The organism is Paenibacillus sp. FSL P2-0173, assembly GCF_038008045.1.
GTDB lineage: Bacteria > Bacillota > Bacilli > Paenibacillales > Paenibacillaceae > Paenibacillus > Paenibacillus polymyxa_B.
On sequence record NZ_JBBOYK010000001.1, the window covers coordinates 109,260 to 133,521 of the forward strand.

General features: G+C 41.8%; 24 protein-coding genes. 19 read left to right on the top strand and 5 right to left on the bottom strand.

Translation table 11 applies throughout. The features are described 5' to 3' along the window. Position 1: 1 nt before the first annotated feature. Positions 2 to 1,054, top strand: coding sequence for an NADH:flavin oxidoreductase (locus MKX30_RS00295; RefSeq protein WP_341062271.1), 1,053 nt, complete (start codon positions 2 to 4; stop codon positions 1,052 to 1,054). Positions 1,055 to 1,217: 163 nt separating this feature from the next. Here the strand turns inward: MKX30_RS00295 and MKX30_RS00300 are convergent, their stop codons facing one another. Continuing rightward, on the bottom strand, positions 1,218 to 2,330 hold the full coding sequence (locus tag MKX30_RS00300; protein ID WP_023988609.1) for a GerAB/ArcD/ProY family transporter: 1,113 nt from the start codon (positions 2,328 to 2,330) through the stop codon (positions 1,218 to 1,220). Positions 2,331 to 2,508: 178 nt separating this feature from the next. On the opposite strand from MKX30_RS00300, the gene MKX30_RS00305 reads away from it, so the two are divergent. The 10 genes from MKX30_RS00305 (at position 2,509) to MKX30_RS00350 (ending at position 11,921) form a co-directional block, all read left to right on the top strand. Next, positions 2,509 to 4,038: a spore germination protein gene (locus tag MKX30_RS00305; protein WP_028541285.1), complete on the top strand. Its 1,530-nt coding sequence runs from the start codon at positions 2,509 to 2,511 to the stop codon at positions 4,036 to 4,038. Beyond that, positions 4,019 to 5,242, top strand: coding sequence for a Ger(x)C family spore germination protein (locus MKX30_RS00310; protein WP_341062272.1), 1,224 nt, complete (start codon positions 4,019 to 4,021; stop codon positions 5,240 to 5,242). The genes MKX30_RS00305 and MKX30_RS00310 overlap by 20 nt, the downstream gene beginning before the upstream one ends. A 5-nt stretch (positions 5,243 to 5,247) precedes the next feature. Continuing rightward, complete coding sequence (locus MKX30_RS00315; RefSeq protein WP_023988612.1) at positions 5,248 to 5,478, top strand: hypothetical protein; 231 nt, start codon at positions 5,248 to 5,250, stop codon at positions 5,476 to 5,478. A gap of 103 nt (positions 5,479 to 5,581) precedes the next feature. Beyond that, positions 5,582 to 5,728: a hypothetical protein gene (locus MKX30_RS00320; protein ID WP_258296893.1), complete on the top strand. Its 147-nt coding sequence runs from the start codon at positions 5,582 to 5,584 to the stop codon at positions 5,726 to 5,728. A gap of 311 nt (positions 5,729 to 6,039) precedes the next feature. Beyond that, complete coding sequence (locus MKX30_RS00325; protein ID WP_160790024.1) at positions 6,040 to 6,450, top strand: MarR family winged helix-turn-helix transcriptional regulator; 411 nt, start codon at positions 6,040 to 6,042, stop codon at positions 6,448 to 6,450. Between the two features lie 73 nt (positions 6,451 to 6,523). Next, complete coding sequence (locus MKX30_RS00330; protein ID WP_340959660.1) at positions 6,524 to 8,287, top strand: ABC transporter ATP-binding protein; 1,764 nt, start codon at positions 6,524 to 6,526, stop codon at positions 8,285 to 8,287. Next, positions 8,280 to 10,130, top strand: coding sequence for an ABC transporter ATP-binding protein (locus MKX30_RS00335; RefSeq protein ID WP_341062273.1), 1,851 nt, complete (start codon positions 8,280 to 8,282; stop codon positions 10,128 to 10,130). Before MKX30_RS00330 ends, MKX30_RS00335 begins: the two co-directional genes overlap by 8 nt. 119 nt (positions 10,131 to 10,249) lie before the next feature. Further along, entirely contained in the window at positions 10,250 to 10,558 is a 309-nt protein-coding gene (locus MKX30_RS00340) for a hypothetical protein (protein WP_023988616.1), read from the top strand. A 344-nt stretch (positions 10,559 to 10,902) separates the two neighbouring features. Then, positions 10,903 to 11,256: a beta-xylosidase family glycoside hydrolase gene (locus MKX30_RS00345; protein WP_053325447.1), complete on the top strand. Its 354-nt coding sequence runs from the start codon at positions 10,903 to 10,905 to the stop codon at positions 11,254 to 11,256. 245 nt (positions 11,257 to 11,501) lie between these two features. Then, complete coding sequence (locus tag MKX30_RS00350) at positions 11,502 to 11,921, top strand: ester cyclase (protein ID WP_028541280.1); 420 nt, start codon at positions 11,502 to 11,504, stop codon at positions 11,919 to 11,921. 224 nt (positions 11,922 to 12,145) lie between these two features. Here MKX30_RS00350 and MKX30_RS00355 read toward each other — a convergent pair whose 3' ends face one another. After that, positions 12,146 to 13,537: an aminotransferase-like domain-containing protein gene (locus tag MKX30_RS00355; protein WP_071558738.1), complete on the bottom strand. Its 1,392-nt coding sequence runs from the start codon at positions 13,535 to 13,537 to the stop codon at positions 12,146 to 12,148. Between the two features lie 107 nt (positions 13,538 to 13,644). On the opposite strand from MKX30_RS00355, the gene azlC reads away from it, so the two are divergent. Both azlC and MKX30_RS00365 read left to right on the top strand, forming a co-directional pair. Then, the gene (gene azlC / locus MKX30_RS00360; protein ID WP_341062275.1) at positions 13,645 to 14,376 is read left to right on the top strand and encodes an azaleucine resistance protein AzlC; all 732 of its coding nucleotides are present in this window, start codon (positions 13,645 to 13,647) and stop codon (positions 14,374 to 14,376) included. Further along, a complete protein-coding gene (locus MKX30_RS00365; protein ID WP_071558736.1) occupies positions 14,357 to 14,689 on the top strand; it encodes a branched-chain amino acid transporter permease in 333 nt (110 codons plus the stop codon). Before azlC ends, MKX30_RS00365 begins: the two co-directional genes overlap by 20 nt. 182 nt (positions 14,690 to 14,871) lie before the next feature. Here the strand turns inward: MKX30_RS00365 and MKX30_RS00370 are convergent, their stop codons facing one another. After that, a complete protein-coding gene (locus tag MKX30_RS00370) occupies positions 14,872 to 15,225 on the bottom strand; it encodes a winged helix-turn-helix transcriptional regulator (RefSeq protein ID WP_023988623.1) in 354 nt (117 codons plus the stop codon). A 131-nt stretch (positions 15,226 to 15,356) separates the two neighbouring features. Between MKX30_RS00370 and MKX30_RS00375 the strand changes: the two genes are divergently transcribed. The 5 genes from MKX30_RS00375 to MKX30_RS00395 are packed head-to-tail and all read left to right on the top strand — an operon-like array spanning position 15,357 to position 19,313. Beyond that, the gene (locus tag MKX30_RS00375) at positions 15,357 to 16,013 is read left to right on the top strand and encodes an ABC transporter permease (protein ID WP_279833684.1); all 657 of its coding nucleotides are present in this window, start codon (positions 15,357 to 15,359) and stop codon (positions 16,011 to 16,013) included. 9 nt (positions 16,014 to 16,022) lie between these two features. Further along, positions 16,023 to 16,934: a glycine betaine ABC transporter substrate-binding protein gene (locus MKX30_RS00380; protein WP_028541278.1), complete on the top strand. Its 912-nt coding sequence runs from the start codon at positions 16,023 to 16,025 to the stop codon at positions 16,932 to 16,934. 14 nt (positions 16,935 to 16,948) lie between these two features. Then, positions 16,949 to 17,719: an ABC transporter ATP-binding protein gene (locus MKX30_RS00385; protein WP_025723011.1), complete on the top strand. Its 771-nt coding sequence runs from the start codon at positions 16,949 to 16,951 to the stop codon at positions 17,717 to 17,719. Then, on the top strand, positions 17,716 to 18,351 hold the full coding sequence (locus MKX30_RS00390; protein ID WP_023988627.1) for an ABC transporter permease: 636 nt from the start codon (positions 17,716 to 17,718) through the stop codon (positions 18,349 to 18,351). Before MKX30_RS00385 ends, MKX30_RS00390 begins: the two co-directional genes overlap by 4 nt. Beyond that, positions 18,348 to 19,313 (top strand): zinc-binding alcohol dehydrogenase family protein, encoded by a 966-nt coding sequence (locus MKX30_RS00395; protein WP_023988628.1) that lies wholly within the window; start codon positions 18,348 to 18,350, stop codon positions 19,311 to 19,313. Before MKX30_RS00390 ends, MKX30_RS00395 begins: the two co-directional genes overlap by 4 nt. 195 nt (positions 19,314 to 19,508) lie before the next feature. On the opposite strand, the gene MKX30_RS00400 is transcribed toward MKX30_RS00395, so the two are convergent. Continuing rightward, positions 19,509 to 21,425: a right-handed parallel beta-helix repeat-containing protein gene (locus tag MKX30_RS00400; protein ID WP_341062278.1), complete on the bottom strand. Its 1,917-nt coding sequence runs from the start codon at positions 21,423 to 21,425 to the stop codon at positions 19,509 to 19,511. A gap of 118 nt (positions 21,426 to 21,543) precedes the next feature. On the opposite strand from MKX30_RS00400, the gene MKX30_RS00405 reads away from it, so the two are divergent. Further along, entirely contained in the window at positions 21,544 to 22,299 is a 756-nt protein-coding gene (locus tag MKX30_RS00405) for a helix-turn-helix transcriptional regulator (protein WP_264453767.1), read from the top strand. 980 nt (positions 22,300 to 23,279) lie between these two features. Here the strand turns inward: MKX30_RS00405 and MKX30_RS00410 are convergent. After that, positions 23,280 to 24,173 (bottom strand): LysR family transcriptional regulator, encoded by an 894-nt coding sequence (locus MKX30_RS00410; protein ID WP_023988631.1) that lies wholly within the window; start codon positions 24,171 to 24,173, stop codon positions 23,280 to 23,282. Positions 24,174 to 24,262: the final 89 nt, after the last annotated feature.

The following is a 24,262-nucleotide window of genomic DNA, read 5'->3' on the forward strand; positions in this document are numbered from 1 at the left end:
CTTGGGTCAGCAAAATTCGGGACGGAAGATTGGACGATTTAATTTTGTAGAACTAAAAAATAGTGCTGAAAAATCGATTAGGTGTTGCACCTATGACACGCACGAGTGCTTCTCCAGAAGGCTTTGCAACGGAACCTATACAGATGAGCTGTTTAGTCAGTGTTATTTCAACCAGCCCGGGATGGCCACTGACGAACAGGCTAAATCGTGGGAAAAGGTGGTGGAAGCTGTTCATAAGGCTGGCGGAGCAATTATTGTTCAGTTAGAACACGCGGGTGCTTTATCTCAAGGTAACCGATTCGAATCAAATAAATTGGCTCCATCAGCAGTGCAACCACAAGGAGAGCAACTTGCGTTTTATGGCGGTGAAGGAGCTTTTCCGATGCCTGTGGAAGCAACGAAGAAAGATATTGAAAACGTAATTCAGGGATTTGTGAATGCTGCTGATCGTGCCAAATCAGCTGGATTTGACGGCGTAGAAATTCACGGTGCAAATGGTTATTTACTGGATGAGTTTCTTACGGACTATACAAACCAGCGAACGGATGAATACGGAGGTTCCCTCAGCAATCGTGTTCGTTTATTGGTTGAGGTATCGAGTGCAGTTCGGCAAGCCGTAGGAGAAAACTTTATAGTTGGGATTCGAATCTCCCAAGGGAAAGTAAATGATTATGAGTATAAGTGGGCTGGTAAAGAAGAAGAGGCAAAAGTGATTTTCCAACAGTTAGGACAGTCGAGGCTTGATTATATCCATGTCACGGAATATGAGGCTTGGCAACCAGCCTTTCCAGACAGTAGTAGACAATCTCTTACTGAACTTGCCAAGAAGTATGGAAACATTACAGTGATGGCTAATGGACACCTGGAAGACCCATCTAAAGCAAGTCAGATGGTCGAACATTGTACAGCCGATATTATTACTTTGGGCAAAGGAGCTCTTGCTAATCATAATTGGCCTGTCAAAGTTAAAAATGATGAACTGCTAGCTATATTTGACCAGGAAAAGATTTTAAGACCGAATGCAACGATAAAGGACTTTGAATTGGTCGATTAAGAAAAAAGTACGTCCTTTAGACCTTCTGTAAAGTACTCTATCAAGGTACTCTACAAAAGGTCTAATTGAATGAACTCTGCGATCACGGAGAGCATGGAAGATGGAAGAAGGTTTGCAATTGTGGAGGGAGAAGTGCGTAAGATTGCCGAATATGCCCCGAAAGTTACGTTAGCTGGTTGTTGTGACTGATACGTTTCCTGATATGATAAACAACGAGCAGGATTAACGGGAAAGCGATGGCATGGGTGAAATCCCAATCTACCCAGTAGGCGGGGATCTCCTTGACGTAGAAAATAATATTTTTTGCAATCAGATGCGACAGTCCGTAAATCAGAAATGCCACTGGAAAGATCAATGGCCGATAGGATTTTAGCTTTAGTAGCTGAGCTGTCCCCAAAACAAATGCGTAAAAGAAAAGCGCTGTTTTGAAATAGGTGCTAATGATCCACGTGGTGGCCATTAAAGCCTCAATCCGCTGCAAAAAATTAGCAATGTTGATTCTCTGGGCAAGAATATAGGCAGCGTAAAATTCGTGTTCTGAGAAATATGCCCCGAGTACTGTTAGGGAGAGAAACAAAATGAGGTTGAGTCCAACAGCTCCGATCAACAAAGAAATGAATATATTGCGGCTCGTATTGCTTTGTTTTTGGACATAGGGATACACCATGAAGAACACGCACATTTCTCCAAAGGGATAAAATACACCGAACATAATGGTGTGCAGCATGTCAGGAAACGATGTATTCAAAATAGGATGGATACGCTCCATCTTGACATCGGGGAACAGGAGAACGATTAGGCAAATCAGAAAAAACGCAAAGAAAGGAAAAAAAATCTGGGCTGCTCTGCCCAGCGTTTCAAGACCCAGCCGCAAGCCATACACCAACAGAAAAATCGCCATGAAGCGAATGACCCCGCCGGGTGTCCCTTCGTAAATCTGTGTGCACATGAAATCTTCGATTTCTCTGATATAGGTGGAGGCTGCAATCAGGAAAAAGAATAAATAACTCAACGCTACAGCTCCACCCACCCATTTTCCTAATACTTGTAATGAAAGCTCAATAATCGTTTTAGTTGGATCAATATTTGATGTAGATATCATCAGCTTTACGCATGCAAGTCCTAGCGGAATACTAATCAAGGCGGCAATCCACGCATCCTCGTGGGCTCCGGTTGCCATTGCTGCAGGATACACAAGTGCCATTTCCCCGATTAGCGAGAAAAGTCCAAGTAACATCATTTGAGCCGTACTGATCCGGTCTTTTTCAAGATTCATGAGATTCCTCCAAATCTGCTGCAAACTGCCCCTCAAGTTTTCTTTTGTCATTTCCTTTAGTATGTGATTTTATAACATAATTATTAATTGATAGTCGAAAAGGAATGTTAAGGGGATAATTATCAAGTTCTTCTGTCATACTATTTGTAGTTTGCTCACGGAATGCGGAGGTTGTGAGATGAAGGATACAATTACTGGCACATTATCACACCGCTTGGAGGACAATTTGGTGCAGTTGGTTCAACTGCTCGGGACAAGCACCGATTTGATCACTAAAAAGCTGGAATTGGATGAGTCTACGCATATCGCTTTGCTTTATATTGATGGTCTTGTGGATACACAGGTTCTGCATAATTCCATATTATTTTCGCTTCAGGAACGTTGTACCCCTGACCAAATGAGAGATCTTGATGCTAATCAGAAGATTGAGCTTTTGCGAAAACGTATGCTGATTGCGGGGGATCTATCCGTCACGCATGACCTTGGGCAATTTGTTCATGAGCTGTTATCCGGTAATATCATGGTGCTGGTTGACGGAACATCCAGCGCCCTACGGATCGGACTGCCTGGATGGGAGGACCGCAATGTAGGCGAACCAAGCTCACAATCAGTTGTACGTGGGCCGATGGAAGGGTTCACGGAAAATATGCGGACAAACACGGCGCTGATTCGAAGGAAAATTAAAGATAGCCAGCTATGGCTAGAAACCTTCCAAATTGGTAAGGTGACTCAAACCAGTGTATCCATTATGTATCTCGCCAACATCGCTAATCCTGACCTGGTGCAGGAGGTGAAGCGCAGATTGGCCAAAATAGATACGGACAGTATTCTGGAGAGCGGATATATTGAGGAGTTTATTCAAGATACGGCTGCTACGCCGTTCCCCACGATCTATAACAGCGACCGGCCGGATACTATCGCAGCGGGAATCCTGGAAGGCAAAGTGGCGATTCTTGTGGATGGAACCCCCTTTGTCCTGTTGGTGCCTACCTTTTTTGTCGCTTTTTTTCAATCTGCCGAAGATTATTATCAGCGGGCCGATATTGCCACCTTGCTACGGTTCATCCGTTTTCTTTCCTTTTTCATTACGTTGCTTGCGCCTTCATTTTATGTGGCGGTTACGACCTATCATCAGGAGATGATCCCTACCAATCTGGTTATCAGCCTTGCCGCACAGAGAGAAAGCGTTCCTTTTCCTGCATTTGTGGAGGCAGTACTCATGGAATTAACGTATGAGATTTTGCGGGAGGCGGGAGTGAGGATTCCAAAAAATATAGGGCAGGCGATATCCATTGTTGGAACACTTGTCATAGGACAGGCGGCGGTTGCCGCGGGCTTTATCTCATCAGCAATGGTTATCATTGTATCCATTACGGCCATATCCAGTTTTGTGATACCAGAGACGGGCATGTCGATCGCTGCAAGAATCATTCGCTTTGTTCTTATCGGACTAGCTGGCTTTATTGGACTATACGGAATACTATTCGGTATCTTTTTAATCGTGCTGCATTTGGCGAGTCTGCGTTCTTTTGGCATGCCCTATATGAGTCCGATCGGTCCATACCGTTCAAATGATCTGAAGGATTCCATCTTCCGCTTTACCTGGCCGCGTTTAAAGACAAGGCCGGCAGAAAGTATGATTCAAAATCTTGACCGTCAAAGCACAACCAAGCAAAAGGAGTCGGCAGATGAGCCCAAAAAACCGTAAAACTGTTTCGCGACTGCTGCTTACCCTTTTGGTCCCTATGCTGCTCAGCGGTTGCTGGGAAAGACAGGAGTTAAATGAAATGGCCTTTGTGCTGGGAATGGGGCTAGATAAGGCTGAATCTGGCTATAAGGTTACACTGCAGGTGGTTATTCCTTCAGCAATTGCCTCGCAGGCGGCGGGAGGGACGGGAGGTGCCGGGGTGCCAGTGATTGTATCTACCTTTACGGTCCCCACGATTTATGAAGCCCAGCGCAAGTACAGTCTGGAAAGTGCGAGAGCTGGCTACTATGGGCATATCCGTATACTGGTGATCGGAGAGGAGCTTGCCCGGGCCGGAATTAGCGAGGCACTTGATATGCTGAAGCGGAGCCGAGAGCCGCGTAATGATTTCTATGCCATGGTCGCCAAAGACACCACTGCCGAAGATGTTCTGAAGGTCCTTACCCCGCTAGAGAGATTACCGGCAAGTAAATTATATAATTCCCTGGACAAATCTTATAAGACATCGGGCAAAACAGTCGCTGTTTCTTTGAACCAATTTATTGAAGATTTGTTGTGCGAGGGGAAGAATCCGGTGCTAACTGGAGTGAAGATGTCAGGCAGTGTTAGTGAGGGCGAAAAGAAGAGCAATGTGGAAGATAGCTCGCCCACAGCCAAATTACAGTACAGTAATATAGCTGTATTTCGGAAGGATAAGATGATCGGGTGGTTAAGCGATAACGAGACGATTGGCTACAATTATATCACCAATAACGTTGTCAAAAGCTCAGGTTCTGTAATAGGAGACGACGGACGGCCCATCGTCATTGAAGCACTTCATACAGACACCAAACGTAAAGTCAAGATTATTGACGGTGAACCACATATTTACATTCATGTAAAGGCCTTGTGTAATGTTGAAGAGGTAATGAGCAAAGATAATCTGGAAGCAGAGCGCGTTATTACAGGGCTGGAAAGGAAATCGGAAGAACGAATTATCTTGCGGATGAAAACTGCAGTTAAGCAAATTAATGAGCGCTATAATGTGGATATTATGGGCTTTGGACAGTTGATCTACCGTGCCAACCCCCAAGCTTGGGCTAGGCTACAACAGAAAAAAGGGGACAATTACCTAAAATCGCTACCTATCCATTACAAAGCCAGCGTGTCGATTAACCGAATTGGTATTACAGACAAATCTTTTATTGAAGATATCAAGGAGTGAGCGCAATGGTGTTACTGCTTTTTCTGGCAACAGCAGCGGTTTGTGCGGTCATCGATGTGCCTTTGCTGACACGAGGAAGCAGGCGCCGTGACCTTCTGGTCTGGGGCTTGTTTTGGATCACGGGCATTGGTGTAGTGGTCTGCTCCTTGTACAAAATCAATGTGCCGAGCCCATTGCTTCTGGTCATGATGATCTATAAACCGGTTAACAATCTGTTTACATCCTGGTTTTATTAGGTTGTAAGGAAATTCACCTTTTGTAGCTCGGAAAGCGCTCCGTTCCTAATAGTTTGATCTTGTTGATATCATGGGTCACAGTTGAGTGGCGGGAGATGGTTGCTTGAACAGCGAAATGCTGCTATCAGAAATGCTTTTAAAAATAGTAGTAGTATCTTTGATTTTAATGGTAGAAGTGAATGTTGGTAAAAGCAGCAGCAGTCTAAGACTTTATTTTTCAAGTCCTAGTGAGCTGCTGCTTTACTTTTAGAAGCAGTCTCTTACATATCCCCGATAAGTGAGAAAAGCCCAAGTAATATTATTTGAGCCGTACTGATCCGGTCCTTTTCAAGATTCATGAGATTTCTCCATATCTGTTGCAAACTGCTCCTCAAGTTTTCTTTTGTCATTTCCATTGGACTTTTGTGTAGAAAAATTGGTAAAAATGCAAGCTGGTTACGAAGGTTTTTTTGTATTCCATATTTTCTCTAATTGACTTTGTAACCCGACATTATTATTATCTTATACTATAAGATTAATTATCTCATACTATAAGGTATTAGGGAGAAGGTGTTGTGACCATTGGATTATAAAGCATTAGCGAAAGAACTATTCGAGTATATCGTCAAATCGCGGAAACCAGCATTAGAGGAACGAGGGCACTTTTCACGTGGCGAAATGGGGATTCTCATTTGTCTGAATTTCAATAAGGACGGGGTTACCTCTGGCCACTTGAGCGAATACTTGTCCGTTAGTACGGGACGGGTGGCAACGGCACTGAAGAGCCTGGAGAAGAAAGGACTAGTTGTACGGCGTACTGATGTCAACGACAAACGTAAAGTGATTGTATTCATTACGGATTCAGGTAAGCAATTTATGATTGATAGGTATAATGAAGGAATCGCATGGACCGAGAATGTTCTTCGAAAGTTAGACGAAGAAGATGCCAAAGAACTGATCCGACTCATTAAGCTTATTGTCTCTAGAAGCTGAATTTCTATGCAGAGCAGGATGCACTATACTTCACCAAACATCAAAGACTATCAGATAAAAGGAGAGCAACAGAATGCTAAAGATATTCAAATATCTCAAGAAAAATGAATGGATGCTTGTGGTTTGCAGCCTAGCCTTCATCGTTGTGCAGGTGTGGCTTGATCTGAAGCTACCTGATTATATGGCGGAAATCACGACCAAGCTGCAAACGGAAGGAACGCCTGTGTCAGAACTGCTGATTCCCGGCAGTTACATGTTGTTTTGTGCCGTCGGCAGTATGATTGCATCTATTATTGTGGGATATTTCGCGGCAAAGGTGGCTGCAGGGCTGGCTATGCGTCTGCGTGCGATGGTCTTTGACAAGACCTTATCCTTTTCAATGGAAGAGATGAATAACTTTTCGACGGCAAGCCTCATTACCCGCTCCACGAACGATGTTACGCAGATTCAAACGGTGGTTGCGCTGGGGCTGCAGGTGATCATCAAGGCACCGATTCTGGCCGTGTGGGCCATTGTGAAGATTGCGGATAAAAACTGGCAGTGGACCGCCTCCACAGGAGCGGCCGTGGCTGCTCTGATCCTGATGCTAAGTGTCATTGTTGTTTTCGCTCTTCCAAGTTTCCAGAGAATCCAGCGTCTCACCGATAATCTGAACAGGGTAACACGTGAGCATCTGATCGGACTTCGGGTAGTACGCGCTTATAATGCAGATCAGTATCAGCAGGAGAAGTTCGAGCAGGCTAACGTCGAGTTGACGAATACAAACCTGTTTGCGAACCGTTTAATGACGATGATTGGCCCAGGTATGACCTTTATTATGTCAGGTCTGAGTGTCTCTATCTATTGGATCGGCGCTTACCTGATTAACGGGGCGGCCGTACCAGACCGCATCACGTTGTTCTCCAATATGGTCGTATTCTCCTCTTATGCAATGCAGGTGGTTATGGCCTTTATGATGGTAAGTATGATATTCATCCTGATGCCTCGCGCCTCAATCTCTGCCAAACGGATCATGGAGGTTTTGAATACCGAATCCAGCATCGTTAATGGGCATGAGACGACTGGAGAAGAGAGCGTTATGGGGCAAGTGGAATTCCGTAATGTCAGCTTCAAATATCCGGACGCGGAGGAGGCCGTGCTTCGCAACATCAGCTTCACGGCGAAACGAGGCGAGACGGTTGCCTTTATTGGTGCTACAGGCAGCGGCAAAACCAGCGTGATCAATCTGATTCCCCGTTTCTATGATGTGACCGAGGGAGAGGTACTCGTGGACGGTGTGAATGTCAGGAACTATAATCAGCAGGCACTCCATAACAAAATCGGGTATGTTCCTCAGAGAGCTGTACTGTTCAACGGTACGGTCGTATCCAACGTTTCGTACGGTGATAACGGAAGAGCAGGAGCTTCGGAGATACTTGTCAAAGAAGCCGTTGGTATTGCTCAAGGAACGGAGTTTGTCGAAAAAATGGATGGTCAATATCAGGGTAGAATTTCGCAAGGTGGAGCGAATGTGTCCGGTGGTCAAAAGCAGCGGCTGTCCATTGCGCGTGCCATCTACCGTCAGCCGGAAATTTATATTTTCGATGATTCCTTCTCGGCACTAGACTACAGAACAGACCGGATTCTGCGCTCCGCTCTCAAAAAAGAAACCGGCCACGCTACGACACTTATCGTTGGTCAGCGCATAGGTACGATCAAAGACGCTGATCGGATTATCGTGCTGGACCAGGGAGAGATTGTAGGGAGCGGCACGCATGAAGAGCTGATGACGAACTGCAGCACCTATCAGGAGATCGCATATTCGCAGCTTTCGAAGGAGGAACTCATACATGGATAAGAATGAACACACCGTCGACAGCCAGCAAATGAAAATGAATCAGGGAGGTCCCATGGGTAAAGGCCCTGCGGGAGGCAAGGGTACTGGTGAAAAAGCGAATAATTTTAAAAAGACCATCAGACAGCTTATATCCTACAGCAAAGCCTATGTGCCTATGATTATACTAGCTATGGTACTGGCCCTGGTCGGCTCCACCCTCAACGTGATTGGGCCGGATAAGCTCAGTGATATTGCCAACCTGATTCAGGAAGGAATCGTTACCGGGATTGATGTAAGTGCTGTTCAGAAGATTGTTCTTGTATTGGCGCTTTTATATGGATTTGGTCTTATCTTTAACTATTTCCAGGGCTTCATTACGGCAACCGTCTCACAGCGTCTTACAAAGAAGATGCGGACAGAGCTGTCTCAAAAAATCGATCATATGCCTTTGAAGTATTTTGACTCTACGAGTTACGGTAATGTGCTTAGCCGCGTAACCAACGATGTCGATACCATCGGACAAACGTTAAACAACAGTCTCGGCACGCTTGTCAGTGCACTGGCTACCTTCGTGGGCGCCTTGATTATGATGCTTTATACAAACTGGATCATGACCATTACCGGAATTGTAGCTACGCTGATCGGCTTTTGCCTGATGAGCGTGATTATGAAGCATTCACAGAAATACTTTGTAGCACAGCAAGCGGAGCTTGGCCAGATCAACGGTCATATCGAAGAAACCTATGCTGGTCATAACGTAGTCAAGGTATATAACGGGGAACAAGCAGCCAAGGAAGTGTTTCATGGCATTAACAGCCGCCTATATACAAATGCATGGAAGTCCCAGTTCATGTCTGGTCTGATGATGCCAGTCATGATGTTCATTGGAAATTTTGGTTATGTCGCGGTTTGTGTCGTGGGAGCTTTGCTGGTCAACCAACAGACTATAACTATCGGAACTATTGTCGCCTTCATGGTGTATATTCGTCTGTTTACACAGCCCTTGTCGCAGCTGGCACAGGCCGCAACCAATCTGCAGTCGGCGGCTGCCGCCAGTGAACGTGTATTCGAATTTCTGGGTGAAGAAGAATTGGCAGATGAGCGTCACAAGACCATAAAGATGGACACCGCCAAAGGGGATGTCGAATTCAAACATGTCCGTTTCGGCTATAATACAGATCGTATGATTATCAAGGACTTCTCCATGAAAGCTGAAGCTGGTCAGAAAATTGCCATTGTCGGTCCGACAGGCGCCGGTAAGACCACGCTCGTGAATTTGCTCATGCGGTTTTATGAGCTGAACGATGGAGAAATCTACATTGACGGAACCCCGATTAGCCAATTAACGCGTGAGAATATTCATGAATTATTCTGTATGGTGCTTCAGGATACCTGGCTGTTCGAAGGAACGATTCGTGAAAATATCGTCTTTTCCAAAGATCATGTTACCGATGAGCAGGTGGAAGCTGCTAGTAGAGCGGTGGGGCTGCACAGCTTCATTAAAACACTGCCGCAGGGCTATGATACAGTGCTGGACGACAAAGCCAATCTCTCCGCCGGTCAAAAGCAATTGATTACCATTGCAAGAGCGATGATTGAAGATTCACCCATGCTCATTCTGGATGAGGCCACAAGCTCGGTTGATACGCGTACGGAATTGCTGATTCAACAAGCGATGGACCAGCTGACTGTGGGGAAAACCTCCTTTGTGATTGCTCACCGACTTTCGACGATCAAGAATGCGGATCTGATTCTGGTCATGAAGGATGGTGACATTATCGAAATGGGTAACCATGAGGAATTGCTGGCTAAAGGCGGCTTCTATGCTGATCTATACAACAGTCAGTTTGAACATGCATCCTAAAAGTAACTGCTTGAAAGCATAATAAATATCCATATAGTTCCATCAGCATTGACATCAGCATGTGGACATTATAAGGTATGAAAGCCAGAATTTCTTAATCATAATGTGGAGGCAGATCAATGAACCAGCGTTTTCGAATCACCCGTTCCATGCAGGAAAGTCCGGTGGAGCAATCCATTTCCCTGGAGGAATGCAAAGATTACTTTGCATCCCAGCCAGACTTTTCGTATTCACGAATGCTAATCATACAAGGTGCTGAGAGCACCATGTCGATCGAGGGAGATTTTTTCATGTGGAAGTATGCTGACGTAGAAATACCTTTTCGCCATTACATGGGGGATGTGTATGTGGCTATTTCCGATGAGGCTGTCGTGCCTAAGATGATTGAAATTGCAACAGATTTGCAAGCAGATGTGGTGGATGGGTGAAGAACTATTCACTATTTTTATTCTGCTGAAGGTTATTGACTTCGTAGTGTATCTTTACAGCAATGGACAGTGCTGATTTCTGACTGCTGACATCGAGTTACATAGATGTCAGCATTTTTGTTAACCACGTAACTGCAGTGGACATAGTAAAGCTACAAAATGGTAGACTTCATCCGCTGATCGCCTCTTATTGGCAGATGTGAAGAAGACGGAAGACCTGATATGTCAATATACTGGTAAGAACAATCCATAACCACAAAATACATATTCATTGGCTGGATGCTAAGAGACTTAACAGCTGGATCAACGAAAGGGGGGACGTATGCTATGTTAGAGATATTTCGTTGTTTCTCATTACGGGAGGCAGTTCAAGCTGGAAAATTAGCGAACAACCGTTGACGGTAAACTCCCAGGATGTGGACCAGGCAGCGAACAATCCGATTACGTCCTACAGCAATATTGCGTATACGCTTCGCTTTTATGCAGGAACACATTTTCAGTCGCTCAGGAGTTATGACGGTAAAGAATATGAAGCTATTGGAATTGGCTTAGATACCACGATATTCTCTGATGAATATAGCAAGTATGGTGAGTTTACAGGTAGTTTTGTTGGCTTGACCTGTGCCGATCGTGTTAAACATCAACAATATGCTGATTTTGATTTTTTCGAATATAATGTTGATGAAATGAATGAATAAATAAGTATTATTAGTTACCAAATGGTTACTATAGAACATTAAGGTGCCTACTTCACAAAAAACACGAGCGAACTTATTATGAATTTGAAAACCTAGGTTAAATTAATATTGTAACTTTGAAGTCTTTAGTTATCAATTATGATATTGATGTGTGAGGGAGATTTACTGATCAAGCAGGAACCTTTTACTTCAATGGTGATGGGCACGAAACGAAAAGGATAAAAAATTTTGAAAGGAATTTGAGAATGACAATTGAAGCGAATAAACAACAGATGCACCGGTTTACAGAGTTCATAAATACGGCTAGCGTAAAGCTAGCAGAAGAACTTATTGCCCCAGATGCGATTTTCTATGTCCCAGCACGGGAAGATGCGATGAAGGGACCGGATGGATATCTTGCAATTATCCAAATGATGCGAACTGGCTTCCCTGATATCCAATGGACACTGAAGGAGATGGTTGCTGAAGGCGATAAGGTGGCTGCGCGATTCATTATGCGAGGTACGCACCAAGGCAGTTTCTTCGGTTTTCCTCCAACAGGGAAAACCATCGAGGTTCAAGCGATGAATTTTTATCGATTCTCTGATGGGCAAATTGTAGAAGAATATGGTCAACCCGATATGCTTGGATTACTTCAACAAATTGGCGCTGTTCCAAGTTCGTAGAGGTTCATTTCAATACGACATCTGATGGTGTTCTTTGTTCGATGGATATGTAGCTAAGTAGGACAAATGTTCGTCTAAAATGGAAGCTACATAGGGAAGCTTTCCATTTTAGACGAATAAAAGACATACACTGTTTGTGCTGTGAACATTCGTACTTTGTTATGAAATATAAATAAAATAATGCCTGAGCCTTTGAATGTAGCTATACGCATCAAGACATCAATTCATTCGAGGCTCTCTCTTAAAATCTCTAATCCTCTTCTTAATTCCTCTAAAGAACTAGTGGATGAAAGCGCTACTCTTAGATAATTTTCTTCTGCATTCCCACCGCTCAGAAATCGATTGGAATGAAATACACGAACCCCTTTTTCCAGAAAAAAACCTTCAGAATAAGCTTCGTGCATAACTTTTGGTAAACGTAGCCATCGATAAAAACTCAGTGGATGTCCCCCGTGGAGAGTATTTGGGAAGAATTCAGCAAATAACTGGTTGGCTGTCTCGGCCAATTGTTTTTTCTTCGTAACAATCATATTTGCTTTTCCTGACAGAATCAGCTCAGTTACGATCTCTGCGTCCAAAGAGGATGTTTTGACGTTGACGTTGTATATGGCCTTCATCATTGTGTCTTTGAATGCTTCGTTAAACACGATATAGGCCACTCGAAGACCTGAGCAGATGGATTTGGCGGTGCTACAAATATAAACCGTTTGTTCAGGGAGCAGCTGATACATCGGCTGACCATAATGATCTATAATGTCCGCTGACAAAAAGGCATGAATGTCGTCCTCAATCAGGATCAAATGATGTTTTTGAATGATCTGAGCTAATTCTTTTTTTCGCTTTTCCGGAATTACAATGGTCGTGGGATTAGCGCAGGAAGGCATTAAAAACACACCATGTAAATTCGATTGAGAACATTGGTCTTCCAGAGCTTCAGGTAACATACCATACTCATCCCCTGAAATGGGAACTAGTTTGATACGAAACATTTTGGAGACTTCAATAAAATTGGCATACGTATACTGGTCAACCGCAATTCGGTCCCCGGGTTCAAACAGTGCTAAGAGTGTAATAGCTAATGCATTTTGGGCTCCTGAAACGATCGCCATATGTTCAGTATCGGCCTGGATGCCAAAAGCCTTCATCCAATTGAGAGCAGCCAGTTTATGATGCGGGACACCTGCAGGATCATTGTAATTCAATAGCTGTTCCAGATAACTTTTCTCTACCACGTGCTTTAAGGCCTCAGTAACCAGATCATTGGTTTGCTCAAATGAGGCAACAAAACCAAGGTCAATATGTACGTTTGAGGATGGATCTTTTGAAATGGTGACCGACCGAGCCGCGTTGGCTGAAACAAAGGTGCCGTTTCCGGTCACACCATGAATTAATCCTTTAAGCTCGCAAAGCTTGTATGCGCGTGTAATCGTTGTGAAGTTCACATCCAAAAAATCGGCCAGCTCTCGCTGAGGGGGAAGTTTTGTACCCGGAGCCAAAAAGCCATGTCTGATGTCATGTTCCAGCAATAGGGCGAGAGAGCGATAAAGCGGTCGTTGCAATCTATCCCTGTCAGGTTTCCACGACATCGGATAATGTTCAAACGAATTAAATGGCATAGCACACCTCACAATATTGTAATGCATACAATTGTATCATTGATTGTATGGATTTACATTGCTAAACTAACGAAGAAATGTAATCTTGTCAAGGAGATGTAGCAACGATGATACACAGAAGTAAGCTTCAATTGGCCTTTAAATCAGCTTTCCCTTCCACACTTCCCATACTGGCTGGATTCTTGTTTCTAGGGATTGCCTACGGCATTCTTATGAATATATCTGGCTTTGGTGCGGGGTATGCGATCCTTATGGCCCTATTTATTTTTGCCGGATCCATGGAATTTGTTGCAGTGCATTTACTGCTCGGTCCGTTCAATCCACTAGGTGCCTTGCTAATGGCCTTAATGGTGAACGCCCGGCATTTATTTTATGGCATATCCATGCTTGAAAAATACAGAGGCACCGGATTCAAAAAGTTCTATCTAATTTTTGGACTATGTGATGAATCGTTTTCAATTAATTACACTGCAAACATTCCCAAAGAAGTGGACAAGGGATGGTATATGTTTTTCGTAACTCTGCTTAATCATAGCTACTGGGTATTTGGCGCTGCCATTGGTGGATTTTTCGGATCTCTGGTGCGCATTAATATGGAGGGGCTTGAGTTTGTGATGACAGCGCTCTTTGTTGTGATCTTTGTTGAACAATGGATGAAAGAGAGCACACATCATAGTGCAGTGTTGGGTTTGGGAATTTCGATCCTTTGTCTGCTTATTTTTAATAGCGAAAATTTCATCGTTCCATCTATGATAGGTCTTCTTATCGTGCTCTCCTTCATGAGAAAATCACTAGATAGAATGACAGGTGAGAGACACGATGTCCATGACTTTGTTTGAAAACATCACAACGATAGGAATGGTCGTCTTGGGAACGATAATGACCCGATTTATTCCATTTATTTTGTTCCCTTCGGGACGTCCCACACCTAAATATGTACAGTATCTCGGCAAAGTACTTCCCTCGGCAGCTTTAGGACTGCTGGTCATTTACAGTGTTAAGGATGTCACTTTTTTCTCTGGGTCTCATGGTGTGGCCGAATTGATTTCCATTGTCTTCATTATTATGCTGCATCTCTGGAGAAGAAACATGCTGATATCCATCGCTGGCGGTACACTGCTCTATATGCTCCTGGTCCAATTTATATTCTAAAAGTTGATCATCTCCGTTGTTGCAGGTTAGCTATTGAAACTTTACACAAAATAGTTGGAGTGACTATCAGTTGCACGAACAATACCCAAGAGGACTAATGTTAACCTTAGTCCTCCGTTGTTTTTAAAATATTCAAAGGCTTGTCATTCTCGTCCTCAAAACACTTAATCGGGCTCAGTTTTTTAAGAATCCTTCATGTTACGAGGAATTTCCTCATTGAGCTTATGATATTCCAAACCCCACGTTTCCATAACATTAATGATGGGTCTTAAAGTATTCCCTAAATCACTCAAGCTGTATTCGACTCTAGGTGGTACTTCGGCATACACGGTTCGAATGACGATACCATCCTCTTCCATAGACCGCAAATTTTCTGTTAGAACTTTTTGACTGATTTCTGGAATACTTTTACGAAGTTCACCAAAACGTTTGGTTCCTTTCAAAAGGTCTCTCATTATTAGCAACTTCCATTTGTTTCCTATAAGTCCAACCGTTGTCGCCACCGGACAAAGAGGCAATTCTTTTTTTGTAATCATTCGGTCTAATCCTCCAATAGTTACTTTTTGGTTCCTATCTAATAAAAAGGTGCCTACTTTCAAAACGATTATATTGCTTATATTATAAAGCGGTCGAGGAAAAAGCAAATTAAACGAAAGGTGGAGAAACCTTGAATGACAGCTTATGGATGCAATTAACAGCCTACTTTTCAAATAACATGCATGTTTTTTTAGCTACTGGGAAAGAGCATATAATAATAAGTTTACTAGCTTTACTCTGCTCTGCCTCCATTGGAATTGTGTTGGGTTACGTAACCTGTAAGTACAAACGAACAGAGAAATGGATCGTATCCTTGTTCCAAGTTCTAAGAATTATGCCTAGTTTAGCTGTTCTACTCCTTTTAATCCCTATTATGGGGACGGGAACAAAACCAGCTTTAATTGCCCTGGTACTGTTGGGAATTCCTCCTATATTAATGAATATGATAGCCGGTTTAGAGTCTGTTCCCTCTTTTTTACTTGAAGCTGCTCATGGAGTGGGTATGTCAGAACAACAGGTAATGTGGCGAGTCAAATTCCCATTAGCTGCGCCAATGATTCTGACAGGGATTAAAATAGCTACCATTGAGGTCATTGCGAGTGCTACCCTGGCTGCCAAAATAGGAGCGGGTGGATTAGGGGAAATCATCTTTACTGGTTTAGGACTTAATCGAGTGGATTTACTTTTGATTGGTGGGTTTTCGGTGGGAATTTTAGCAATTACAGTCGGGGTAATGCTTGATATGTCCGAGCGTATTTTGTTTAAATATAGATTTTTGAAAAGGTAGGTAAAAGATATGTCTAGAAACAAGAGAAAACTGTATTTTTCAATTTCAATTTTTCTTGTATTGTCGCTCATTTTAAGTGCATGTGGTGATAAAACAGAAAATGCTGAAGATAAAGCAGCAACGATACGGATCGGTACGAAAGATTTTACTGAGAATTTGATTGTGGGTGAACTTTACGCTTTGGCTTTAGAGGGTGCGGGATATAAGGTAGAGCGAGTACCCAATATTGCGGGCTCCGTTATCCATTCATCTATTGTTAACAACGATATCGATATGTATCCAGAATATACAGGTACCGGTTTATTATCCATATTGAAAGTAGATATGCTCACTGATCCTGACGCGGTTTATAAGAAAGTTAAGGAAGAATATAAAAAGCAATTTAAAATTACTTGGCTAGATTACTCTAAAGCAAATGATGGAGCAGGACTTGTTATTCGTTCGGAAGTTTCTAAAAATCTAGGAATTACTACAATTACTGATCTACAAAAACATGTAAGTAAGCTTCGATTCGCCTCACAAGGAGAAGTTGACCAACGTGCAGACGGAATTCCAGCCCTAGAGAAAGTGTATGGTAAGTTCAATTGGAAGTCATCTAAAGTATATGATAACAGCTTGAAATATGAAGTGCTTAAAAACAATGAAGCGGATGTTGCCCCAGCTTACACAACAGAAGGGCAACTAGTTAATAAAGATCAGTTCACACTGTTGAAAGATGACAAACAAGTATGGCCTCCGTATAACTTGGCTCCTGTTGTTCGTGATAATGTGCTGGATACAAATCCAGAGATAGCTGAGGTTATTAATAAGGTGAGTGCGGCGCTGGATACGGAAACGGTAACCGCCTTGAATGCAAAAGTGGACGTGGATAAAAAAGAATATGAAGATGTGGCAAAAGAATTTTATGACTCAATTAAATGAGTGTGGGGGATAACATGAGTCTTATAGCAATTGAATTCCAAAATGTGTGCAAAACATACGCAAACTCCAATGACTTAGCTGTTGATCATGTCAATCTGTCTATTAGGGAAGGCGAATTTATAACCATACTGGGTTCGTCCGGATCAGGAAAAACCACACTATTGAAAATGGTAAATCGTTTAATTGAACCTACCCAAGGGAAGATAAAACTATTTGGTGATGACATTGCTGAAATTGATCCTGTAGCGCTACGGAGAAGGATTGGCTATGTTATTCAGCAAGTGGGTTTGTTTCCTCATATGACCATTGGACAAAATATTGCTACTGTGCCCCGGCTTTTGAAATGGGAAAAAACGAAGGTGGATGAAATGGTGCACAAATTGTTACTTTTGGTTGGGTTAGATCCAGTAAACTACCTAAATCGTTACCCTTCTCAACTATCGGGAGGTCAGCAACAGAGAATTGGACTAGCTAGGGCCTTAGCAACAAATCCTAATACAATGTTATTGGATGAACCTTTTGGAGCCATAGACGCCATGACTCGTCTAAATTTGCAGGATGAACTTCTGCGGATTCATGGGGGAGTTAAGAAAACCTTCCTATTCGTAACGCATGATATCAATGAAGCATTTAAGCTGGGAACCAGGGTAATAATCATGAATCAAGGTAAAGCCTGTCAGTTTGATACGCCAAGAGAAATTGTTGCTCATCCCGCAGATGAATTTGTCGCATCGCTTATTCAATCTTCAAGAGAGCAAGAACGTTTCTGGGAGGGGTTAAAGTGATCGAATATGCCATTAAGCATCCGGATAAGTTAGGAATTGCATTACTGGAGCATGTGGAGATGCTAATTGTGATCATGCTGATCTCCATTGTCGTCACAGTACTCTTAACAATTTTAGCCCTGACTTCAGAAACGATATCCAGGTTACTCATTTATATCTTTTCGATTCTTTATTCAATTCCCAGCTTGGCCCTGTTCGCAATCATGATCCCCGTGACAGGTTTGGGTAAAACGACAGCGATTACCGTGCTCATAGCATATAACCAATATATCCTACTACGTCAGTTTATTGCAGGTTTGAATCATGTTGAACAGTCTATTATTGAGGCAGCCACTGGGCTTGGTATGAGCCGTATTCAGGTATTGCTTCATGTTCGTGTGCCTTTGGCCATCAAAGCTCTTTTTACAGGATTAAGGCTAGCATCCGTATCTACGGTTGGAATGGCGACTATAGCAGCATTTATAAATGCAGGCGGATTAGGCTCGATATTAAATGATGGCTTACGAACCATGAATATAGATAAGATTCTGTGGGGAAGTGTATTGTCAGCGTGTCTCGCTATTGGAACGAATGCAGTATTCATTCAGTTTGAAAAACGAATCTACATTGGATCGGGGAGATCACTTTTATGAAGGCTGTTGTACTGGAAAGGGCCTGTAAACCTGAAGAACTAAAGATAAAAGAAGTTCCAATCCCCAAAGTTAAACCAGGTTGGGTACTTGTTAAGATCAAAGCTTTTGGAATAAACCGCTCTGAAATGTTTACAAGACAGGGACATTCCCTATCCGTCAAATTCCCACGGATTATTGGTATTGAATGCATAGGGCAGATCGAAGATCCATCTGACAGCACATTTCAAAAAGGGGAGCGTGTTGCTTCATTAATGGGGGGATTAGGCCGAGAATTTGATGGAAGTTATGCTGAATATGTTTTGATTCCTTCAAAACAGGTTTATTCCATTCCAATTGAAATGAAATGGACTGAGCTCGCTGCAATTCCAGAAATGTATTATACGGCGTATGCGTCCTTATTCGAATGTCTCCAATTAACTGCTGACGAAGTGCTTCTCATTCGCGGTGGGACGAGTTCTGTTGGTCTGGCTGCCCTTCAGCTAGCAAAAAGTACAGGCGCCACAGTCATATCAACCACTCGGAACAACGGAAAGCTAGCATATCTTCAGCAGGCTGGAGCAGACTTTGCTTTACTCGATGATGAGTATTTTACAAAAGAAGTTTATAAAATCGCTCCAAATGGCGTAGACAAGGTCCTGGAGTTGGTCGGCACCGTCACAATAAAGGAATCATTGCAACTGGTTTCAGAGCAAGGGACCTTATGCATGTCAGGGATACTGGGAAATGAATGGACACTTGATTCCTTTGAACCGTTAATTGATATACCGACAGGTGTTTATTTTACGGCATTTACAAGTGAAGTTATCAAAGAAAACGTACTAATCGACCTGTTCAATCATATTAAAGAACATGGAATTGTTCCGCCGATTGCTAAAGTTTTCAAGCTAGAAGAAATCCGAGAAGCTCATCTTTTAATGGAGAGTAATGATGCGAATGGTAAGATCGTAATTTTGAACGATTAGTTCAGAAGATTAAGATTTCAAGGGTAGGACACATCGTTGTTGATGTTCTCTAGAACGTGATGCAAGCCTAAATGTGCCAGATCATTAATAAAATTAAATTCAAAAATCTTATATTTGAAAAAATATTCAAGCGATATCAGTGAAAGAGGCCTTACACCATAATTTATAGAGGTGTAAGGCTTTTTCTATAAGGGATTACCAAACTTTAATATAATTTTTACCTTTTTTCAAAAGTGTAATCGGCCCTATTGGAGACTTTTCTACTCTCTGCATATCCAACAAATCAGTATTCAGGATCACTTCACTACCATCGGGGCGCTCAAATTCAGCGTCAACGATACGTACCCGTGCTAATGTTGCTGTTGAATGTACTTCACCTAGAAAAACATCGAAATTTTCCGGTAATTCACAGGAAAGATAAACTTCTTCTCCCTTATCAACTATTCTGAAGTTTGGATGAAAGCTTTTGTCAACTATCTTATCTTTTTCTCTTTCAAACGGTTCTGCTCCGGCCAAATACGCATTGTTATTAATATAAACAGGTTGTTCCACCAAGTTAAATATTTCAGCGTCTCCGGGATTTTTGTGCACGTTTTCAATATACTCTTCTAAAGAAGCCGTGTGGTTTTTATAATGGGACGTTCCGACACCTTCTAATCCATCAGCTCCAATGAAAATATTATTATAAAAACGGTCATCACCGCCGTAAATAAAAGAAAAACCTGCGATTTTGGTGCTGTGGGGGAGGTGATACTGTGTAGAACGTGTCATTTCTTTCCAATGATTCATCTTACCGCAGATTAGGTTGTTTATGTAAGCTCCACCCTGTGACACATTGTCCAGAGAATATTCAGAAGCCATTATATTGTGATCAACGATATATGGCCCATGGCTTACTTCAACAAACAAATCGCGATTATTGCTATAAAATAAATTCTTACTAATCCTTGTTCCCTGTGTCTGCCAATCTGACCATAATCCTAAAGAGCAGTCATGGATACGGTTATGATAAATCTGGACATCTATGGCTGCATGGAGCTTGATTCCTGCAATTTCGTGACCGTAGAATTCACGTTTCAGAGCAATATTATATATATGGTTGTGATGAATTTCACTAAATACACCGCCTAAGTGACCCACAATTCCATTTTGACCGCAATCATAAATCGTATTATTACGGATAATATGGGAGCCGATTTTTTCCTTGCACCAGCCATTACGTTCAGCAGAAAAGACAGATTCAAGCTGGTACTGGTATCCGGGTTTGTCTTTCCGGACGGAGCGATAATTATGCCCGGTGGAGGCTTCTTTACCAATACTGATGGCGCTGCATTTTGCATCGTGAAGGATATTGTTTTCAATAATCCAACCCTTGCTCCAATTGGCACCAAGCAGTCCAGGCTGATCCGCTGTCGGAGGTGCCCATGGTGTTGCGGCCTGCGCCATTTCAAAGCCTCTTACTGTAATATAATCAATCCCTGTATCTTGGGGATAGAAACAAGATCTGCGAACGTTAACCTCAACAAATTCTTTGTTCGGATCAGCGCCTTGGAAATTCGCATATATGGTTGTATTATCAGCATTCACTTCTGCAAACCAGACATATTTTGTCTGTTCCTGATTATGAACAGGAACCATTTTTCTTGTCCAGTGGTCCAATACTTCTGTTGTAACCTTCGGATCGATCAGTTGTTCAAAGCGGCTAACTTCATAAAAAGACATACCGTTTAAATAAACGTCTCCTAAATGCTTGGTTTCCTCAATTGTTACGAGCCAATCTCCGGACACTTTAAGAGCATATGGGTTATAGTTACCAAAAAACTCATTCGGCAATACAACCTTCCAAACATTCCCTTCTGCATGCTGCCAACTTTGAATATGCTCAGAGCCTTTAATGATTACTTTTTCACCTTTTGCAGCTTGATAAGTAATTCTTCTCTTGGTGCTTAATCCTTTAAATTTTGGTTTTACCCATTCACGATATACCCCTCCATGGACAATAACCGTGTCTCCTGCCACAGCAGCAGAAGCTGCTTTATTGATTGTCAGAAATGGATCTTCTTGACTCCCCTGGCCGTGATCTGAACCAGTTTTTGCTACGTGATACTCCATAGTCTTATATCCTCCTTTAAATTCAATTTATTTTATTATAGGAAATGATATTTGTTAATTCTATCCAAAATATAGTACACTTTAAGACAATATTAGTGTTCTGGCAAAGGAGAGTTGTATGGTCTTATTTGAAAAACATGGAATGGAGGGGGAAGAATTCTTTCATTTTTTTCCATTGAAGAATTATAGCTTTCCCCTTCATTTTCACCGCGCATATGAAATGATCTATGTTAATGATGGACAGCTATATGTATCCATTGATCAAAAAGAGTATCTTTTGAAGGAAAATGATCTGGTCTTTATCTTTACAAATCAAATGCATGAATTTAAGACCATCGATTACTCTGATATTACAATCATCCTTTTTTCGCCAGAATTGATCGGCGACTTTTTTATGAATTTAAAAGGCTTAATTCCAAATGACAGTGCACTGCATTTGGAGAGAGCTATTGATTTTAGTAAGCTGAATTCAATCTATAGCCAGAAAAGTTTTTTATATGCTGTTTGTGCTGATCTGATAAATCAGAAATCGTTTACCCTAGTTAAGCAATCACCTCAGACAAAGGTGCTCTATAAGATGCTGCTTTATGTAGAGGAAAATTATTCTACTGATTGCACATTAAAAGACATTGCAAAATATCTGCAGTATGACTATCCTTATCTATCAAAGTTGTTTGTCCAACAAATGAACATCACCTTCACAGACTACTTAAATCATTTTCGGATTTCACAGGCATGCTATTTGCTGAAAAATTCCCAGCAGGCGATTGGTGAAGTTGCAATCAAGTGTGGTTATAACAATTTAAGAACCTTTCATCGTAACTTCAAGGAAATAACCAGGAGAGCGCCTAGAGAATATCGAGCAATGGACTAAAGAAGAACGGCATAAGCATAATGTAAATGCGTTGAGCACTTTGTTGACCTTCAGCTTAAACTAGCTGGTGATTATGTTGAAAATATAATCATTAATTCTCAACAATCTTCAGATCATAATTTACGATCCTTCTAATCCAAAGTTTTGCTAGCAATAAATTAGAAAATCCATAAACGCAGCCATCCAATTACCAAGAATTTTTCTACATGACGCACACCATTTTAAATCGGTTATGTGAACAGGTGCGGCAATCCCTTGTCATCTAAAAGCCGTGATTTACGAGGGCTTATCAGGATATCTGGTGAGTGGTTTCAAAGGGTTCGTTTCCTGTCTGGTCACAGGGTAGAAGCTCACTCGGTTGTGATGCGCTCGGCAACAAAAACGATTCGATTCGTACACAGTATACATCACACAACAAATGTTTTCGGTACGTTCGCTGTGGCAGTATTCACTTCATTCTTAAGGGTCAAGTCGCCAAAACTTAAAAATAGCAAGTCTCTTGCAACTTAGAGACTTGCTATTTTGTGTTTTCGGTTCATTAAATTTTGTGAAAAAAAATAGTTCCAAAGTTATGAATTTTCTAAAAATTTATACTTTAAACAGCCGAAGGGCACTGCGGTTGGTACGTCATGTCGGAACGCGGAGATTGATTCAAAAAAATTGGTTGGTAAACTTGAGCTTTGAGTTAATAAAAAAATGTCGGATGCCAAAAGCCATGTTGCATTAGGAGCCGCCTAAATGACGGCTTTTTTGTTTTAAGAAATCAAGTTCATGCTCCGAGCCAAGGACAAGAACTTGATTATTCCATTGCCGATTAGATATCTACCTATTTAATGCTCACTATACCGACCATCCAGTTGTCGCAGGAGCAGACGACCTCATTCTGGAGCGGTTGAAGCGAGGTTCGTTGACTGTCAAATAAGAAGCCCTTAGTGAGCTTTTTTTAGACAATTCTTTAATAGATAACCCAATTTATAAATTTATACTGTGCAGCTTTGAAAAAGCTCAATAAACTTCTGAGCTGCTGAAGAAAGGGGCAAGTCTTTTTTGATAGCAATACTTAAAAACCTTTTAGGTATGATTTCTTGGATGGGCACTATGAATAGCTGTTGTTGATCCAAATCGCTGCGAACAAAATCCTCGATTACACACGATATGCCCAAACCTTTTTTAGCAAACTCAATTAACAGTTCCATGGTACTCAGTTCTATTTTAGGTATTACTTTTAAGCCATATGAAGTGAAAAAGTTGTCAATATATTTTCTTGTATTAAGTCCTTTCTGCATGAGAATGATCGGGTAATTTACTACTAGTTCTTTTAAGAATATTGGTTTATCACATATTTCTTTAAATCTCTCACCTACTACAAAACAATCTTGTATTTCTATTTTTCCAATCACCGTCAGAGAATCTCTGCTTCCGTTCAGATTGATGATTCCTATGTCAACTTCGCCTGACTCTAGCTGCTTAATTGTAGAATGAGTAGATTGATCTTTGATATAAATCTCGATATTAGGGTAAGCCAAGGAGAATGTCTCTAGGTATTGCATCAAGAAGTTACTACAAGCTGTTGTGCTTACGGCTATTCTTAGTTGGCCAGCATCTAAATTCCTTAATTCCAAAAATTTTCTTTCAGCCGCCTGTAATAACTCATAGCTTTGTTCTACATATTGATATAATATCTCTCCTTCCGCAGTAAGGGACACTCCTTGTGCCCTTCTATGGAACAACTGTCCACCTAGCTTATTTTCAAGCAGTTTTATGGACTGACTAACTGCCGATTGTGATGTAAATAGTTCCTTTGCCGCATTAGACATACTTCCAGCTTTTACTGTGATATAGAAGATCTTATAGAGTTCATAATTAATATCCATATAAGTATTTAGTATACCTCCTATACTTATTATTAATTTTACTTATTATACTGCGTGAATTATACTCGGGTTGTCAATGATTAATCGAT